Below are 16,549 nucleotides of genomic sequence, written 5' to 3'. Positions count from 1 at the left end.
AATGGAATTAAACAAAAAGGATGATAATTATGAATAAAAAATTTAACTATAACTCATTAATCGAATATACAAATTATGAAGGAAAAAAATATGTAAAACCTGAAAAGGCGGGAGATTTAAAAGAAGATATGGAGCTTTTTAGGAAAAATGGGCAAAATGCTAGAAAAGTTTTTACGGAAATTGCAAAGGCTTTGAAAGAAAAAACAGATGGATTTCATTTGCAAAAAGTTAGCAGCTGGATGAATCAGGCTCAGATTGCAAGACCTTATCTTTGGGTGTTTTTGCGACAAGATGGGGATAGTGAAAGTGAATCAGGGATTGCGTTGAGAGTTTTTAAAAATGAGAAGACTAAGAAAATTGGGATTTCGCTTGAAGTGAGTTTTGTTGAGCGTAAAATTGGGGAAAATACGCTTGAAAATCAGAATAAAGTTTTGCAAATGCCGATTGATGAACCGCTTTATTATTTTGTGCAATTTGCGAAAAGTAAGGAAAACTGTGCTTTGGATAGATTTGAAGGAAATGAAAAAAATAGAGAAAAATTTCTTAAAGATTGGGAAAATGGGAAAATTAGGAAAGTTTTGGTTAAGTTTGATGTGGAAGAGATTGAACAATTTGAGAGTTTGGATGAGCTTGTTGAGGAATTTTTGAAGGGATTTGAATTGTTAATACCGTTTTATTTGAAAACAAAGGAGATTTAGGAAGAAAATGATTTCGGATTTTGATAAAATGTATAATTGGATATTGGAATTTACTAATTTTCTTTCATATGAAGTTCGTCCGTTAGAAAAATATGACAGATTTTTAAAAAATTTTCACCTTAATTTCAATGCAAATGAAAAAAGAATGATTATTAAATTTATGAATGAAGATGGAATATTTAATCACACTTATAATTTAACGGATTTTGAAAAGAAACTATTAAAGTATAACTTAAATAATCTGAGTGAAATAGAAAACATGTCAAATTATTTACCTGATGAAGCTAAGGATTTAATTGAAATTTCTGAAAAAATTAAAAGTAAAAAGGAAGAAGATAATGAAAAAGGGTATGAAAAATTTATTGAAAATTTTTTGGATATTAAAATTTTTAAGCTGTTTGGAAAAAATATAACTTTGTATTCTAAAAAAGATGTGGAAAATTCAAATATATTAAAGAGAATAATCAAATTAATGACATACAGGTTAAAAAATGAATTTAATGTAATTAATAATTTGATGTATATTTTTGATATGAAATCTTCAAAAGATAGTATTGCATTGAAATTGTATGGTTGCTTATATGTTGGTGCGTTGATCTTTGGTTGTATTTTATATTTATTTTTTAATGAAATTATGATTATGTGGATACTTTTTATATTTTTCATAATATCAGAATATATAAATGTCTTGTTAAAAGAAAAAATTTTGAATGAAATAAAAATAATGAGTCGAGTTTTTTAATGTTTTTTTTAATTACAGTGATATATGTTTATACTATGTCTTTTAAATTTGAACTTGTATACCAATATATGATTTTAAATCTAGTGATATTTTTTAAAACAATAGCAATTTCGCATTTGAGATATAAACGATTGAAAAATTTTTCAAAGAAAGTTTTAGATGTGTTTGTTCTAAAAAAATAAGGAGTGATAATTTTGAATTTTGATGAAGCGTTTAAAATACTGAAAATAGAGCCGACAGATGATAAGAAGAAAATAAAAATTGCATATTCCAAGATGCTTAAAAAATATCATCCTGAGGAGTTTCCTGAGATGTTTATGAAGATTAATGAAGCGTATAGAGTTGCTTTGGAGTTTGAAAAATCTGATTTTGATGAAGTGAAATCAGAGAGTGAAACGGCTGAGAAAAATGATGAAGATACAGAGTTTTTTGAAAGAGTGAAAAAGGATTTTGAAGAAAATAAAGAAAAATCTTTTTTTGGAAATTTTGAAGGACAGGATTGAAAGAGTCTTTAATTATGAAGAAGAGGATATTTCGATGCAGATGGAAGTTGCAGAGGAAAGTGGGAAATATACTTAAATTTTCTATAATTATCAGGCTATGGAAAATATTGCCTCGAATATTTTTTAAATTGAAGTAGTCATAATTTTTGGATTCGGTTTTATTGTAAGCTAAGTTCAAAATTGTGGCTATTTTTTAGAATATATCCAATTTATTGGAATTGATTTAGAATAAATAAAATATAAAATTAGGAAGAATTTTTGTAAATAAAAATTTAAGTAAGTTTGAAAAATTACGTATAAAAAAAATACCCCCTAAAAGGTATCATATCTACTTGTATATTCTTACCAATTAAACATGGTGCCCAGACGCGGAATCGAACCACGGACACAGGGATTTTCAGTCCCTTGCTCTACCGACTGAGCTATCTGGGCTAAATGGCGGAAGTGACGAGACTCGAACTCGCGACATCTTGCGTGACAGGCAAGCACTCTAACCAGCTGAGCTACACCTCCAAAAAAAATGGTGGTCACAATTGGGCTCGAACCAATGACCCCCTGCTTGTAAGGCAGGTGCTCTCCCAACTGAGCTATGCGACCATCACATTATTTATTACTTGCTTATTATATCAAATAAAAACTAAAATGTCAACACTTTTTTTGAAATTTTTATGTAATTAAAAAAAACTTTATTGTATAATTAAGTGCAACAAAAAAGTAAAAATTATTATAAAGAAAATTCAAAGATTATTTAATATAAAAACTGAGAGTTATAGTTTAAAATTATAAAAAGGAAAAAAGGAGAAATAATAATGAAAAGAAATAAAAAATTGATTATGACAATTTTATTAGTAATGGGCGTAAGTTATATTGGAAATGCAAGAATAAAAAATAGAAAATTTAAAAATATAGAAAAAACTTCAGTTGAATTGAAAAATATAAAGAGTAATTCAAAAGAACTAAATAGCCAAGAATATGCAAAAATTTTGGAAAATTTTAGAAAAAAAGCTGATAAATATCTTGAAACTGGAGATAAAATTCAGCTTGTGGACGATTATATAAATGACATTGAAAATGCTAAAGTTTCTAAAAAGGCATTGAAAGATAATTATGATGCTGATAAAGAGGCTTTTGGGATTGTTGAAGTGGCAATATTTATGAAAAGCTCGTATTCAGATGGAGAAAAAGCTAAAAAATTGACAGATGAAGATTATAAAAAAATGCAAGAAAAGTTTGTAAAAACAAATAAATTTAAACAGTTGGAGGGATATGTAGAAATACAGCCAGTACAACCACTACAAAATAAATAATAAAAAAGCTCAGATTAAAGTAAATTATCTGAGTTTTATTTTTTTATAGAAACAATTATATAAAAGATTTTCATTTTTAATAACTTTTCATAATAAAATATTAAAAAAATATATAATATAATAAATAGTTATGATATAATAAACAAAAGCAAAGTGTAATTCTAAAAATTTATGTAAATTTAATAAAAAAATAGAAAAATTAATAAGATAAAAAAATTAAGAGAATAAAAAGATAAAAGAATAAAAGGATAAAATAGAAAAAATGGAGTTTAAAGAAAAAAATTTTTTTAAAAAAGGTAAAATTAAAGATAATCAAATTGAAGATATGAAAATTGTCACTAAAAATATGAGTTTGAAAAAAATTTCAGAAAGTGAGATATTTTTTGTACCGCTTTTGCAACATAAGGGAGAGAGAGCTTTTGAGATTGTGAGAGTTGGTCAAGAAGTTAGAAAATATGAGAAAATAGCGCAAGGTTATGGAAGTATTTCGGCAAATATTCATTCGCCTGTTTCAGGGAAAGTTATTAGAATTATGAAAAATTTTTTGCCTGATGGAAGTAAAGTTAGAACGATAATTATTGAAAATAATTTTAAGGAAGAGCGAGTGAAACTTGTAAAAAGAAATATGAGAGAGCTTCAGATGGCGGAAAGTGAAGAAATTTTAAAAATTATTGAAGAGGCTGGAATTGTAGGGCTTGGTGGGGCAGGATTTCCCACGGCATCTAAATATGATATAAAACTTGAAAAAATTGATACATTTATTATTAATGGAATGGAAAGTGAGCCATATTTGACAGCGGACTATTTGCTTATGAAAAATTATGCAAAAGAGATTTGCCGTGGAATTAAAGTGGCTGAGAAAGTTTTAAGACCAAGACATATGGTTATCGCAATCTCAGAAAAAAATAAGGAGTTAGTCAGCGTTTTTGAGAGAATGGCAAGAGAAGTGAACATAGATTTGCAAATTAAAATTTTGTCAGCTGATTATCCACAAGGAAGTGAAATTTTATTAATTGATAAAATTACTGGGAAAAAAATTCAAAAAGGGAAATTGACTATTGAAAAAGGAGTCATTGTGAGTAATGTTGGAACAATTAAGGCAATTTATGACGCTTTTTTTAATGGAAAACCTTTAATTGAGAGAATTGTCACAATTTCAGGAGAAGAAGTTCCAAATGCTGGAAATTATAAAATTAGAATTGGAACGCCATTGGTTCACATAGTTGATTCTTTGAATATCACAAAAACAGATAAAATTATTTTTGGTGGACCGATGATGGGAAATAAAGTGAAAGAACCCAGTACGCCAATTATTAAAGGAATCTCTGGAGTTATATTTTTAAATGAAGAAAAAATTGAGTCAAAAAATTGTATTTCGTGTGGAAAATGTGTTGAAGTTTGTCCGATGAACTTAATTCCTTTTGAGTTTTCAAAATATTATGAAAAGGGAAGGTATGTTAAAATGTTAAATGCAAATATTTTTAATTGTATTGAGTGCGGTGCTTGTGAATATGTCTGTCCATCTAGAGTGCCTTTGATTGAGAGTATTAAAAATGGAAAAGAAATTTTGGTGGAACTTATCAATTTGGAGGTGGAAAGTTAATTTATGGATGAAAAATCTCTGATGGAAGAAATTTTAGGAATACGCTCTAAAAAAGATAGGGGAGAAACACTCTTATTTGAAGATGAAGCTGAGAAAAATCCTAAGTTTGACGAAGATAAAAAAAAAGAAGAAAAAGATAATTTAACAAAAAAAGAAGAAAAAAGGCAAAGAAAAAGAAATTTTGAAAAAGGAAAAAGAAGAAAAAGAACTGTTGGAAAAAGCAAAAAAAATGTTAAAAATCGCATCAGACATAAAATCTAAAAAAAGATTTTTTTCTCCGTTTATTTACGCTGGTGATACTGTGGAAAAAATAATGATAGATGTTATTTTGGCATTACTTCCAGCTATTTTAGTTTCAATTTTTTTATGCGGAATAAAATCGCTTTTATTAATCTTGATTTCAGTTATCTCAACAGTTTTGACAGAAAAAATCATCACAGCAGTTTTTTTTAAAAAAGAAAAAAATTCGATAAAAGATTTTTCGGCGGTGGTCACAGGAATAATATTTTCTTTGACACTTCCAGTTTTTGTGCCATATTATTTTGCAATTTTTGGCGGAGCGTGTGCTGTCATTTTTGGAAAAATGTTATACGGCGGACTTGGAAAAAACTTGTACAATCCTGCAGTTGTTGGGAAATTTTTTGTATTAATATTTTTTGAGAAAGTATTTTTAAAATTTAAATTTTCAAATACAAATTTTCAAATTTTAGATTTAAGATTATTCAGAAATTTTTTTGATTCATCATTCACAAGATTTTTGGACAGTTTGATTTTAAGTCGGTCAAACTCAATCGGAACTTTTTCTGGAATGGCATTAATTTTCGGGGGAATTTATTTAGTTATAAAAAAAAGAATATCCCCGTCCACTCCTTTGAGCTTTTTTTTGTCGTCAATAATTTTATCATTTTTTGTCCCTGAAATATCTAAAATTCCAATAGGAGAAATATTGCTAGTTGGAATTTTTATGGTGGCGGATATGCCTACAACTCCAGTTTTTTTGATTGGAAAAATATATTTTGGAATGATGTTGGCACTTGTATCATCAATACTTTTATCACAAAAAGTTCAAAACGAAGTACTGTTTTATGCAATAATAATTTTAAATAGTTTCACTCTGCTTATAAATAAGGTACTAAGACCAGTCACTTTTGGAAAAAATTTAAAAATTGAAGCCATAAAACAGTTTTTACAGTTAATTGTGTTGACATTTTTGATTGTAGCTGCAACTATTATTTTGATAAACTTATATAATTTTGGATTATTTAAATATTTGATTTATGGTTATAGCATAATTATGATTATTACTGCATTTATTTTCTTGAAAAACGATTAATATTATAGTCATAGGAAATTAAAAAAATATATTGATTTAAGAAAATTTATTAAATAGTGGAAATAGAGATATTTTTAGGATTTGTAAATTAATTTGAGAAACTGTAAAATAAAAAAGCTATTCAGAAATAGAAACTATATTCTGAATAACTTTCCTTTTTAGTCGGCTAAATATACATCGGTTAATTCTAAGTTACGGTAACCTGACCCAGTAAATTCAACTGTCCAATATCCATCATAAAATAATGTTCCAAAGGGATCACCTTTAAAATGAAATGTTTTTCCAGTATCAGCACTTACACAAGTGTTTCTTGATGTAACAGAACATCTTTCAACATATCTAGAAAATCCTAAAACTCCAAATAAAAGAAATGCCGATAAGATAATTTTTTTCATAAAAATCAACTCCATTTATTAAAATATATTTTTCACATAATTTGCTATATTATATCCTAAAAAATAAAAAAAAACAATAGGAAATTTATATTTAATCTTGCTTAAATAAAATTATGTGGTAAACTAATAGTGAAAAAAATTTTGAAAGGGAGTAAAAAAGATGAGAGTGATTATATTTTATGGACTTATTATTCTAATTGTTCTTGGACTTGTTTTATCATTGTTTGCTTATGTGAGAGTGCCGAATGATAAAATGGCGTTTATTTCAGGATTTAGAAAAAGAATGGTTAGCGGAAGACTTGCATTTTATGTGAGAGCTTTTGAGAGGGTCGATTATCTTGATTTGGCAGTATTTTCTGTCGATGTGGATACAAAGCAGTTTGTGCCTACCAATGATTTTATTAATATAAAAGCTGATGCAATTGTAAAATTGCAGGTGGGAACGACACAGGAGATAATGCTTATTGCAAGTAAAAATTTTTTGAATAAAAATCATGAGTATATGAGTAATGCGATAAAAGATGTTCTGGAAGGTAATTTAAGAGAAATTATCGGACAGATGAATTTAAAGGATATGGTTCAAAATCGAAAAGTTTTTAATCAGAAAGTTGAAGAAAATGTAATTGACGATTTGAGAAAGATGGGACTTGAGTTAAAATCGTTTAATGTACAGTCATTTACTGATGAAAAGGGAGTTATTGATAACTTAGGAATTGAAAATACGACTAAAATTTCAAAAGATGCAAGTATTGCAAAGGCCAATTCAGAAAAGGAAGTTGCGATTGCGAAAGCACAGGCTTATAAAGAAGCGCAGGATATTGAAATAAAAACTCGGGAAGAAATTGCGGAAAAGCAGAATGCACTAAAAATTAAACAAGCGGATTTGAAAATAGAAAGTGATACAAAACAAGCTCTTGCAGATATAACTTACGATATTCAAAAAGAAAAAAACCGTAAAGAGTATGAAGAAGTTATAGGAGACGCAAATTTCACTCAGCAAGATCAAGCAATTCGTGCAAATAAAGCAAAACTTGAAAGTGAAATTAAAATTGACCAGCAAATAAAAGCCGATGCAAAATTGTACAATATGACAAAAGACGCTGAAGCAAGATTAGTTGAAGAACAAAGACAAGCAGATGCTGAACTTTATAAACGGCAAAGACAAGCTGAAGGAATAAAATTACAGGCTTTGGCAGAGGCAGAGGCAAAGAAAATTCAGGCGGAAGCAGAAGCAAATGCAGTAAAAATTAAAATGTTAGCAGAGGCTGAAGGAATAGAAGCTAGAGGTAACGCTGAAGCTGGTGCAAAAGAAAAAATGTTGCTTGCAGAAGCTAGAGGTAAAAAAGAAACATTATTAGCAGAAGCAGAAGGACTTGATAAAAAAGCGGAAGCAATGAAAAAATACGGAGAAGCAGCAGTTGCAGAAATGTACTTTAAAGCACTTCCTGAAGTTGCAAAAAATGTGGCAGCGCCATTAAACAATATTGATAAAATAACAATGTACGGAGACGGAAATACAAGCAAATTGATTTCTGACATCACTCAAAGTATCGGAAAAATCAATGATGGAATTTCTGATGGAGCAGGTATTGATATAAAATCGCTGCTTGCAGGATTTTTGGGCGGAAAAGTGCTGGATAGTATTAAAAAAGATGATGTCGTTAGAAAAGGAAAAGAAGGTGAAGAAGAGAACAATAAGGGATAATCTTTTTATTAAAAATATTTAAAGATAAAAAAAAATCACGATTATTGATTTGATTGTGATTTTTTTAGTATAATTTAAAATTTTGTATGAAATTTAGTTTAAAAAAATTTTTTGAAAATTGAAATGGCCTCTGTTTTTTGATATAATTTATTGATTAAAGTAAAAAATTTTAGGAATAATCAAGGAAGGTTGCTATGATAAAAAGAATAGATACAAAAAGTGGGAAAACAATTTCTTACGTATATAATTTGAAAGATGAAGATTATAGAATTGTGTCTGAAAGATTGGAGATGGATGAGGAAAAGATAAAAAATGTAATTGATGAAGAAATTTTTACTCCGAGGATCTCAAAATCAGACTGGGAAATTTATAAATTGTATTATCCGACTGTGAAGAAACCTGTGATAGATAAAGAGGTTACATCTTACGAAATTAATCCAATTGTAATTTGTATGAGGGAGAATAAGGTTGTTATTTTAGATGATGACTATTTTGAAGATTTTTATAATTTTGTTGAAGAGTATGCTGAATTGAGAGATGATATTCTTGAGGAAAATCGTTTTTTTCTAAATATGCTTCATAAAATTTCTCAAAGTCTTTATAAATATGTGCGAATTTTGATTGGAGAACATGACAAGATTGAAACAGTTTTGAGGGAGCAGCAAAGCAATGAAAAATTGATTTCATTATCAGAAGTGGAGCAAGGTTTTTATGTTTACAATATTGCTATGAGAAACTTGAATTATGTTGTTGAAAATTTGAAAGAGGATGAGCAATTTTCTCAATATGAAGAATATATGACAAGAATTTTGCAGGAGATAAACTTTACACTTGATTTATCGTCTTCATACTGTGAAATCTGTAAAACAACACGAGAAACATATTCATCATATATTGGCAATAATATGAATATCGCAATGAAAGTTTTGGCAGCGGCGACAATACTAATTACAGTTCCAAATATGATTTTTGGATTTTACGGAATGAATGTGAAGTTGCCGCTTCAAGATACAGGATTTTTTGCACTTGGAATAATTTTTGTGATAATGGTGGCTTTGATGGTTGTATTGTGGAAGTATTTGAAAGATAAGGTTTTGTAATATGAAAAAAATCTTGACTTTTTTATTTATGTACTGTATTATGTACATAGGTGAAAGGAGTGATTTTTGTGACAAATACAAATGCAACTAATTTGAGAAAAAATTTATTTTCTTATTTAGAATCAGCGATTGACTATAATGATGTTATTAATGTGAATACAAAAAAAGGAAATGCAATTATTATTAGTGAAGCTGAATATAACGGTTTACTAGAAACTTTATACTTATTATCGGATCCAAATATGAAAGAAAAAATTGAAACTGCAAAGAATGCTACTAGTGATGATTATGAGGTTTTTGAATGGTAGAAGAATATAAGATTTATATTTTAAAGAAAGCTAATAAAGACAAGGAGAAAATAAAACAATTTCCAGCATTAAAAAATAATGTAGATAAATTGATAAATCTTATAAAGAAAAATCCTTTTCAAACGCCACCATTTTACGAGATCTTAACGAAAGATTTGAGGGGATATTATTCAAGAAGGATTAATAAGCAACATCGACTTGTATATGAAGTTATTGAAGAAGAAAAAAGAATAAATATTATCAGTATGTGGACACATTATGAATTTTAATGAGTTAAATAAGGATTAGTTTTTGCATAAAGTGAAAGCTAATCTTTTTAAATTTTTATATTTATTTATCTAAGTTATAACTGATAAAATTATAGAAAAATATATTTTTATAAGATATAACTGATAAAAATATTGATTTTTGATTTTTTGTAAGTTATAATTGAAAAGAGGTGGTAAGATGTTAAAAAGAGATGAATATATAAAAAAAATAGTACCTTTTATTGATAAAGATGTGATAAAGGTTTTGACAGGAATAAGGAGAAGTGGAAAATCGGTTATGTTGAAACTTTTAATGGAAGAATTGAAAAATAGAGGAATAAATGAAAATCAGTTTATTTATATTAATTTTGAAAATTTGAAATATAGAAATCTAAAAAATTATGAGAGATTGTATGATTTTATTTTAAATAAGGTTGATGATAAATATAAGAGCTACTATATTTTTTTAGATGAGATTCAAGAAGTGGAAGAATGGGAAAGATGTGTGAACTCTTTGAGGGTGGATGAAGACTTTAATTTTGATATTTATATCACAGGTTCAAATGCTAAGCTGCTTTCAGGGGAACTTTCGACATATCTGGCTGGAAGATATATTGAATTTGTTGTGTATCCGTTTTCATTTAAAGAGTTTTTTGAAATTATGAAAGAGAAAAATAAAGAAATAGATTTAAAAGAAGCATTTCAAGACTATGTAAAATTTGGAGGAATGCCGTTTCTTCATAATTTGGATTATAATTTTGAAGCAAGTATGCAATATTTACAGGATTTATATGCTTCCATTATATTAAAGGATATTACAAAGAGAAATAATATTAGAGATACAGATTTGCTTGAAAGAATAATAAATTATGTTATTATGAATATTGGAAATATATTTTCAGCAACATCAATTTCTAAATTTTTTAAAAGCGAGAATAGAAAAGTTGCAACAGAAACAATACTGAATTATATAAAGGCATGTGAAGAGGCATTTTTAGTTTACCGAGTTGCTAGAAATGATTTATTAGGAAAAAAGATACTGAATGTGAATGAAAAATATTACATAGCTGATCATGGGATAAGAGAAGCTATAATGGAAAATAATCAGAAAAATATAAATCAAGTACTGGAAAATATTGTGTATTTTGAAATGCTAAGAAGAGGATATAATATAAAAATTGGAAAGATAGATAATCTTGAAGTAGATTTTGTCTGTAAAAAAAATGATGAAACAATATATATTCAAGTAAGTTATTTATTAGCCTCAGAAGATACAAAAGAAAGAGAATTCTCAGTTTTAGAAAATATTAAAGACAATCATCCAAAATATGTGCTGTCGATGGATGAATTTGATATGTCAAGAAATGGGATAAAGCATGTAAATTTGATAGAATTTTTAATAAAATAATCTAACTGCAAAAATTGAATAGTTGTAAAGAACGGTATCGGTTAAAAATAATATTTTTCAGTATTTTTTGTTATATAAAATAGTGTTGCTAAAAGAAAAAAGTAGGTATACTTATAGTAGAATAAAAACAATAAATAAAAAATCAAAGAAGGGAATGGTAATGATGAAAATAAGCAAATTTATCGATCACACAATTTTGAAGGCGAGTGCTACAAGAGAAGATATAAAAAAATTATGCGATGAAGCAAAAGAATATGGATTTTATTCAGTTTGTGTAAATGGGGCAAATGTTGAATATGCTTTTAGTCAAGTTAAAGACAGCGATGTAAAGGTTGCAGCGGTAGTTGGGTTTCCTTTGGGAGCGATGGCAACAGATGTGAAGGTGTTTGAAGCGAAAAAGGCGATTGAAGATGGTGCTTCAGAAATTGACATGGTTATTAATGTTGGAGCATTGAAAGATAAGGACTATGAATTGGTGGAAAACGAAATTAGAAGAATTAAAGAAGCAATTGGAAAAAATGTTTTGAAAGTGATTATTGAAACTTGCTATTTGACTGATGAAGAAAAAATTAAGGCTTGTGAATTGGCTGTTAATGCGAATGCTGATTTTGTGAAAACTTCGACAGGTTTTGGAACTGGAGGGGCTACATTTGATGATGTGGAACTTATGAAAAAAGCAGTTGGAAATAAGGCAAAAGTTAAGGCAAGTGGTGGAGTGAGAGACTTTGAAACTGCGAAAAAATATATTGAACTGGGTGCTGAAAGATTAGGAACAAGTTCTGGAATTGCGATTGTGACTGGGGCTGAGAACGAAGGTTCTGGATACTAAATTTTTAGATTTTCTTAAATAAAAAAGAGGTGGGAAAGATGAAATTTAAAAATTATTTATTTTTTGTGTTTTTACTATTAATTTCTGTAATTAGTTTTGGAAAAAATACGAATGCTCAAGAAATTTTATTGACTGATAACGGTGTAATTTTAAATTTAAGAGGGATTTTTAAGATGGATTGGGATAAAAGTGATCCAGAGGTGCCTTGCTCGGGTACTGGATATGGCGAAATGCTGTTTTATCCTGAAAATAAGGATATTGTGAATGGGAAACCCTTAGTTTTGAGGCTTAGAGATTTTGACTATAATAATCCAGATGTGAATGTAGATTATGAAAAGGAAGCAGCTAAGGATGAGAAAATTATAACTGAAACATTGAAGAAAAGTTTTCCAGAAGAGTACAAAAAAATGCAAAAAATTAGTAAAGGGAAATTTGAAGTTCCAGCGACAGTTAAGATAAAAAAGGTTTTGCCGTATACAGAATGTGATTTTACGACTGTTTACGCTTATGCTACAGAATTAAAGAGAGTTGATGGTGCGAAATCGAAAATTACTGAAGTTAAAATGAAAAAATCGAAGGATTTTGAAGAAGAGTTTGCAGATCCTAATGAACCTTTTGATTTGAAAAAATATAAAGTGAGTTCAAAGGATGGATATGCGAATTTGCGTGAAAAGCCGACAACAAACTCGAAAATTGTTTCAAAAATGGATAATGGAGCTATTGTAAAATATATTACAAAATCTGACGACTGGTATTATATTTTTGATGTTGAATATCCTAATGAGAGTAATAAACTCTCAAAAGCAAAGGAATATCGAGGTTTTATCCATAAAAGCCAGTTGAAAAAATATGTTGATTAAAAATTTGAAAATACAAAAATTTTATACTAAATACCATTTGAAAAATAGGAAAATATTTTATTTATTTTTTACTAAGGAGTTTTGATTTCTCATTAAATAGAATTTATACCTAATGGGAAATAGTATGAAAACATAGAAAAAGGAAGAGAAAAAATGACTTTTGAAGAAATAGAGAAATTTTATCAAAAAGATACTGTTACAATAGCAAAGGAGTTACTTGGGAAAATTTTGATTTCAAAAAGTGAAAATGAGATATTTGCTGGATATATTGTTGAAACAGAGGCGTATTTGGGTGAATTTGACAGAGCGGCTCACGGTTATGGGAAAAAGCGGACTCCAAAAGTAGAAGCGTTGTTTGAAAAGGCTGGAACTGTCTATATTCACTCGATACACTCTCATAAAATGTTAAATATTGTAACTTGTGAGAAAGGGAATCCACAAAGTGTATTAATCCGAGCGATAGAGCCAATTTTGAATGTTGAAAGAATGGAAAAAAATCGTGGAAAAAGTGGAATTTTAGTGAGTAATGGTCCAGGAAAATTTACAAAGGCATTTGGAATTGACGACAGATTTTATAAGACGGAAATTCAGATTATTGAGAAAAATATGTTTGAAAATGAAAATTTTTCTGAAAAATTAGAAAATGAAAATTTTGGAATTAAATATGACATTTCTAAAATAAATGAAAAATATTTGTATCTTGATTTTGAAAATGCTAAAATTCCTAAGAAAATAGGTACTTCTGCGAGAATCGGAGTTCCAAATAAAGGTGTTTGGACTGAGAAAAAGTTGAGATTTTTTGTGGAAGGAAATAGGTTTGTTTTGGGGATTAGGAAAGCGGAGATGAAAGATAATGTTTGGGAGTGAAATATTTTTATTGTAATTTTTGTTTGAAAAGAAATTTATAAAATTGAATTTGAATCGAAAGGAGAATATGTGAAGAAAAATATCTTAAAAGTATTGTTATTTCTAGTTTTGGCAAATGTAGGATTTGGAGATGCTGCTCAAATTTTAGGAGATTACTATTCAATAGATAAAGGAAAGGTTTATTATGAAAATGAAATTTTGGAGGGAGCAAATCCGAAAACTGCTTAGTTGATAGGATTTTCTCTTTTAAAAGATGATAAAAATGTTTATTACATGGGTAAAAAAATAAAAGATGTAAAAATTAAAAATTTTGAAAAATTAGGGCAGAATTATTGGAAAAATGATAATAAAATTTATTATCGGGATAAAAAAATAGAAAATGCTGATATTATGAGTTTTAAAGTTTTAAATGAAAATTATGCAAAGGATAAAAATTATGTTTATAGTGGAAATGAAGCAATATATCCTTTATTATCTGGAAAAATTAAAGATCCTAAAACATTTGAATTTTTGCCAAATGGAATAATAAATGCTACATTGTATGGAAAAGATAAATATAATGTGTATTATATTGAAAATAAAATGATAAACTGTTTTGATTCATACTATTTTATTTATGAAGTAAAAGGGATTAATAAAGATAAAGTAGAAGTTCTGAATAAATGGTTTATAAAGGATGATAAAAATATTTATTTTAAGGGAAAAATTTTAGAAGGTGCAGATTATAATAAATTTGAAATGCTTCCAAATGGAAATGGAAAAGATAAAAATCAAAGTTATAAATAAATGATTTTAATCAAGGAAAAATTAATTTTTTATACAGATAAAATAAAAATGGAATTTAGAATTATAACATACAATATTTTTGGGGAAAGACTTACCAATGGAAGGGAACTTGCTCGGAGCTTAAAAAAGTATAATCCAGATTTTATTGGGCTTCAGGAAGTTGATAGAAATACGAAGAGAAGTAAATTTCGGGATGTTGTGCAGGATTCTGGATACTCTCTCTGGGAGAAATATTTTTTATTTTTAACTATTTTTTTGACAATTTTATTATTTCGTCTTCACATCTTTTCAAATTGGAACTTTCTTTTCCGATTTCTTTAAAATATCTATAAGTTTTTACTTTTATATCAGAAGCCGCTTCCTCATCAATAACTAATACAGAATTTTTATGTAGCTGCAATGCCGAGATTGTCCAAAGATGATTTACTCCACCTTCTATTCCGTGATAAACTGCTCTCGATTTTTTATAGCCATCTGCAAGTATTATAATTTCATCAGAATCAGTTAATGTGCCAACTCCAATTGTAAGTGCAGCGGTCGGAACTTTTTTCATATCATTTTCAAAAAATCTAGAATTTGCTAAAATCGTATCATATGTTAAATCCTTTTTTCTAGTTCTGGAAGAAAGTGAAGAACCTGGCTCATTAAAGGCAATATGACCATCTTCGCCAACTCCACCCAAAAATAAATTAATTCCTCCGACTTTTTTTATTTTTTCTTCGTATTCATAACATTCTTTTTCCACATCTTGCGTCATTCCATCCAAAATATTAATATTTTCTTTTTTTATATCAATATATTTGAAAAAATTTTCATTCATAAAATAATGATAGCTATTTTTATGATTTGCATTTAATCCAACATATTCATCCATATTAAAAGTTACCACATTTTGAAATGAAATTATTTTTTTCTCATTTAATTCTATTAACTTCCTATAGGTTTTAAGGGGAGTTGCTCCAGTTGGAAGTCCTAGGACAAAAGGTTTTTCTTTTGTAGGACTAAATTTTAAAATTCTTTTTGCTATTTTATAAGCAGTCCAATTCCCTATTTCTTCACTATTTTTTAAAATCATTACTTTCATTTTTTTCACCTTAACTTTATTTTATTGCATTACACATTATATAGTATAATCTATATTTTACCATTGTCAACAAGTAATTTTTATTAATTTATCAAGAATTATTAAATTTTTCTTACAAATTTATATTATTTTTTCTGTTAAAAAAAATTAATTGTTGTTATGAAACAGCCAATCTAAAAATACTCTTGTATTTTTTTCTGTTTCAGGGCTAAGTCTTTTAGCCTTTTTAGATTTTAACAAAGCGTCTAATTCACTTTCTGAAAGCATTTGAAAGTCACTTCTTTCATATCTTTTACCTTTTTTTGTTTCCGCTCCCGGACTAATTACATAATCAATTGTAATTCCGTAAGAATCTGTAACTGGTGTATCCTGTTTCTTTCTGCTTTTTACATAATATTTTTTTTCAGTTCTGTATCTTAATATAGGATATTTTTCTTTATCATAGGATTTTACATCATCAAGCGGTGTATATGAAACTCTATATTTATTTCCAACAGGAACTACATTCACAAAATAGTTAAATTCTCTGCAGTCTATTTCATCTGTTCCCGGCACTTCGGTACAAAACAAGTCTTTCTGATTTGAAACATAAATCTGCACCTTTGGCGAGAAAAAACTTTCTACTTCACTAGTTGTCATTTCAGAAAAAGCAAATGTTCCAAAAATAAATACTAACATTAAAATAAATTTTTTCATAATTTAAAACCTTCTTTCTTTTTTATATTTTTTCTATAATAAAATTATATCACAAAAATTTTATTTTTTCATTTTTT

The 16,549-nt window shown here is 27.8% G+C and carries 21 protein-coding genes and 3 tRNA genes; 18 read left to right on the top strand and 6 right to left on the bottom strand.

The window, feature by feature from the left end:
• Nucleotides 1-29 precede the first annotated feature (29 nt).
• The 3 genes from AB8B22_RS08040 to AB8B22_RS08030 all read left to right on the top strand — a co-directional run bounded on the left by AB8B22_RS08040 (nt 30) and on the right by AB8B22_RS08030 (nt 1,943).
• Entirely contained in the window at nt 30-698 is a 669-nt protein-coding gene (locus tag AB8B22_RS08040) for a sakacin A production response regulator (RefSeq protein ID WP_369710723.1), read from the top strand.
• A 7-nt stretch (nt 699-705) separates the two neighbouring features.
• Nucleotides 706-1,440 carry a hypothetical protein gene (locus tag AB8B22_RS08035; protein ID WP_369710722.1) on the top strand — a complete coding sequence of 245 codons (735 nt, stop codon included), beginning with the start codon at nt 706-708 and terminating at the stop codon, nt 1,438-1,440.
• A gap of 194 nt (nt 1,441-1,634) precedes the next feature.
• A complete protein-coding gene (locus tag AB8B22_RS08030; RefSeq protein WP_369710721.1) occupies nt 1,635-1,943 on the top strand; it encodes a J domain-containing protein in 309 nt (102 codons plus the stop codon).
• A 356-nt stretch (nt 1,944-2,299) separates the two neighbouring features.
• Here the strand turns inward: AB8B22_RS08030 and AB8B22_RS08025 are convergent.
• The 3 genes from AB8B22_RS08025 to AB8B22_RS08015 form a co-directional block, all read right to left on the bottom strand.
• Nucleotides 2,300-2,375: transfer RNA gene (locus AB8B22_RS08025), tRNA-Phe, on the bottom strand.
• Between the two features lie 4 nt (nt 2,376-2,379).
• Nucleotides 2,380-2,456: transfer RNA gene (locus AB8B22_RS08020), tRNA-Asp, on the bottom strand.
• 8 nt (nt 2,457-2,464) lie between these two features.
• Nucleotides 2,465-2,540: transfer RNA gene (locus tag AB8B22_RS08015), tRNA-Val, on the bottom strand.
• Between the two features lie 212 nt (nt 2,541-2,752).
• On the opposite strand from AB8B22_RS08015, the gene AB8B22_RS08010 reads away from it, so the two are divergent.
• The 4 genes from AB8B22_RS08010 to AB8B22_RS07995 all read left to right on the top strand — a co-directional run bounded on the left by AB8B22_RS08010 (nt 2,753) and on the right by AB8B22_RS07995 (nt 6,186).
• Nucleotides 2,753-3,250 (top strand): hypothetical protein, encoded by a 498-nt coding sequence (locus AB8B22_RS08010; protein WP_369710720.1) that lies wholly within the window; start codon nt 2,753-2,755, stop codon nt 3,248-3,250.
• A 262-nt stretch (nt 3,251-3,512) separates the two neighbouring features.
• Nucleotides 3,513-4,853 (top strand): electron transport complex subunit RsxC, encoded by a 1,341-nt coding sequence (gene rsxC / locus AB8B22_RS08005; protein ID WP_369710719.1) that lies wholly within the window; start codon nt 3,513-3,515, stop codon nt 4,851-4,853.
• 3 nt (nt 4,854-4,856) lie between these two features.
• Nucleotides 4,857-5,114, top strand: coding sequence for a hypothetical protein (locus AB8B22_RS08000; protein WP_369710718.1), 258 nt, complete (start codon nt 4,857-4,859; stop codon nt 5,112-5,114).
• Nucleotides 5,065-6,186 (top strand): RnfABCDGE type electron transport complex subunit D, encoded by a 1,122-nt coding sequence (locus AB8B22_RS07995; protein WP_369710717.1) that lies wholly within the window; start codon nt 5,065-5,067, stop codon nt 6,184-6,186. The genes AB8B22_RS08000 and AB8B22_RS07995 overlap by 50 nt, the downstream gene beginning before the upstream one ends.
• 158 nt (nt 6,187-6,344) lie before the next feature.
• On the opposite strand, the gene AB8B22_RS07990 is transcribed toward AB8B22_RS07995, so the two are convergent.
• Nucleotides 6,345-6,581: a hypothetical protein gene (locus AB8B22_RS07990; protein WP_314082987.1), complete on the bottom strand. Its 237-nt coding sequence runs from the start codon at nt 6,579-6,581 to the stop codon at nt 6,345-6,347.
• A gap of 160 nt (nt 6,582-6,741) precedes the next feature.
• Between AB8B22_RS07990 and AB8B22_RS07985 the strand changes: the two genes are divergently transcribed.
• From AB8B22_RS07985 to AB8B22_RS07935, 11 genes are all read left to right on the top strand, one after another.
• Nucleotides 6,742-8,286, top strand: a complete 1,545-nt coding sequence (locus AB8B22_RS07985; RefSeq protein WP_369710716.1) for a flotillin family protein — start codon at nt 6,742-6,744, stop codon at nt 8,284-8,286.
• Nucleotides 8,287-8,480: 194 nt separating this feature from the next.
• Complete coding sequence (locus tag AB8B22_RS07980; RefSeq protein WP_369710715.1) at nt 8,481-9,386, top strand: CorA family divalent cation transporter; 906 nt, start codon at nt 8,481-8,483, stop codon at nt 9,384-9,386.
• A 68-nt stretch (nt 9,387-9,454) separates the two neighbouring features.
• The gene (locus AB8B22_RS07975) at nt 9,455-9,694 is read left to right on the top strand and encodes a type II toxin-antitoxin system Phd/YefM family antitoxin (protein ID WP_018497826.1); all 240 of its coding nucleotides are present in this window, start codon (nt 9,455-9,457) and stop codon (nt 9,692-9,694) included.
• Nucleotides 9,688-9,963, top strand: coding sequence for a Txe/YoeB family addiction module toxin (locus AB8B22_RS07970; RefSeq protein WP_369710714.1), 276 nt, complete (start codon nt 9,688-9,690; stop codon nt 9,961-9,963). Before AB8B22_RS07975 ends, AB8B22_RS07970 begins: the two co-directional genes overlap by 7 nt.
• Nucleotides 9,964-10,141: 178 nt before the next feature.
• A complete protein-coding gene (locus AB8B22_RS07965) occupies nt 10,142-11,350 on the top strand; it encodes an ATP-binding protein (RefSeq protein WP_369710713.1) in 1,209 nt (402 codons plus the stop codon).
• 163 nt (nt 11,351-11,513) lie between these two features.
• Nucleotides 11,514-12,179 carry a deoxyribose-phosphate aldolase gene (deoC, locus tag AB8B22_RS07960; protein WP_369711942.1) on the top strand — a complete coding sequence of 222 codons (666 nt, stop codon included), beginning with the start codon at nt 11,514-11,516 and terminating at the stop codon, nt 12,177-12,179.
• Between the two features lie 38 nt (nt 12,180-12,217).
• Nucleotides 12,218-13,039, top strand: a complete 822-nt coding sequence (locus AB8B22_RS07955) for an SH3 domain-containing protein (protein WP_369710712.1) — start codon at nt 12,218-12,220, stop codon at nt 13,037-13,039.
• 153 nt (nt 13,040-13,192) lie between these two features.
• Nucleotides 13,193-13,906, top strand: coding sequence for a DNA-3-methyladenine glycosylase (locus tag AB8B22_RS07950; protein ID WP_369710711.1), 714 nt, complete (start codon nt 13,193-13,195; stop codon nt 13,904-13,906).
• Nucleotides 13,907-13,975: 69 nt separating this feature from the next.
• Nucleotides 13,976-14,134, top strand: coding sequence for a hypothetical protein (locus tag AB8B22_RS07945; RefSeq protein ID WP_369710710.1), 159 nt, complete (start codon nt 13,976-13,978; stop codon nt 14,132-14,134).
• Nucleotides 14,135-14,692: a DKNYY domain-containing protein gene (locus tag AB8B22_RS07940; RefSeq protein WP_369710709.1), complete on the top strand. Its 558-nt coding sequence runs from the start codon at nt 14,135-14,137 to the stop codon at nt 14,690-14,692. It begins immediately after the preceding gene.
• A complete protein-coding gene (locus tag AB8B22_RS07935) occupies nt 14,693-15,013 on the top strand; it encodes an endonuclease/exonuclease/phosphatase family protein (RefSeq protein ID WP_369710708.1) in 321 nt (106 codons plus the stop codon).
• On the opposite strand, the gene nagB is transcribed toward AB8B22_RS07935, so the two are convergent.
• Together nagB and AB8B22_RS07925 are read right to left on the bottom strand one after the other, a co-directional pair.
• The gene (gene nagB / locus AB8B22_RS07930) at nt 14,940-15,776 is read right to left on the bottom strand and encodes a glucosamine-6-phosphate deaminase (RefSeq protein WP_094079935.1); all 837 of its coding nucleotides are present in this window, start codon (nt 15,774-15,776) and stop codon (nt 14,940-14,942) included. The genes AB8B22_RS07935 and nagB overlap by 74 nt on opposite strands.
• Nucleotides 15,777-15,923: 147 nt before the next feature.
• Nucleotides 15,924-16,472, bottom strand: a complete 549-nt coding sequence (locus AB8B22_RS07925; protein ID WP_369710707.1) for a hypothetical protein — start codon at nt 16,470-16,472, stop codon at nt 15,924-15,926.
• Nucleotides 16,473-16,549 lie beyond the last annotated feature (77 nt).

Origin of the sequence: Leptotrichia rugosa (assembly GCF_041200005.1) — a bacterium.
Classification (GTDB): domain Bacteria; phylum Fusobacteriota; class Fusobacteriia; order Fusobacteriales; family Leptotrichiaceae; genus Leptotrichia; species Leptotrichia rugosa.
Note: the sequence above shows the minus strand (reverse complement) of the source record. Positions and strands in the feature narration are given on the sequence as shown.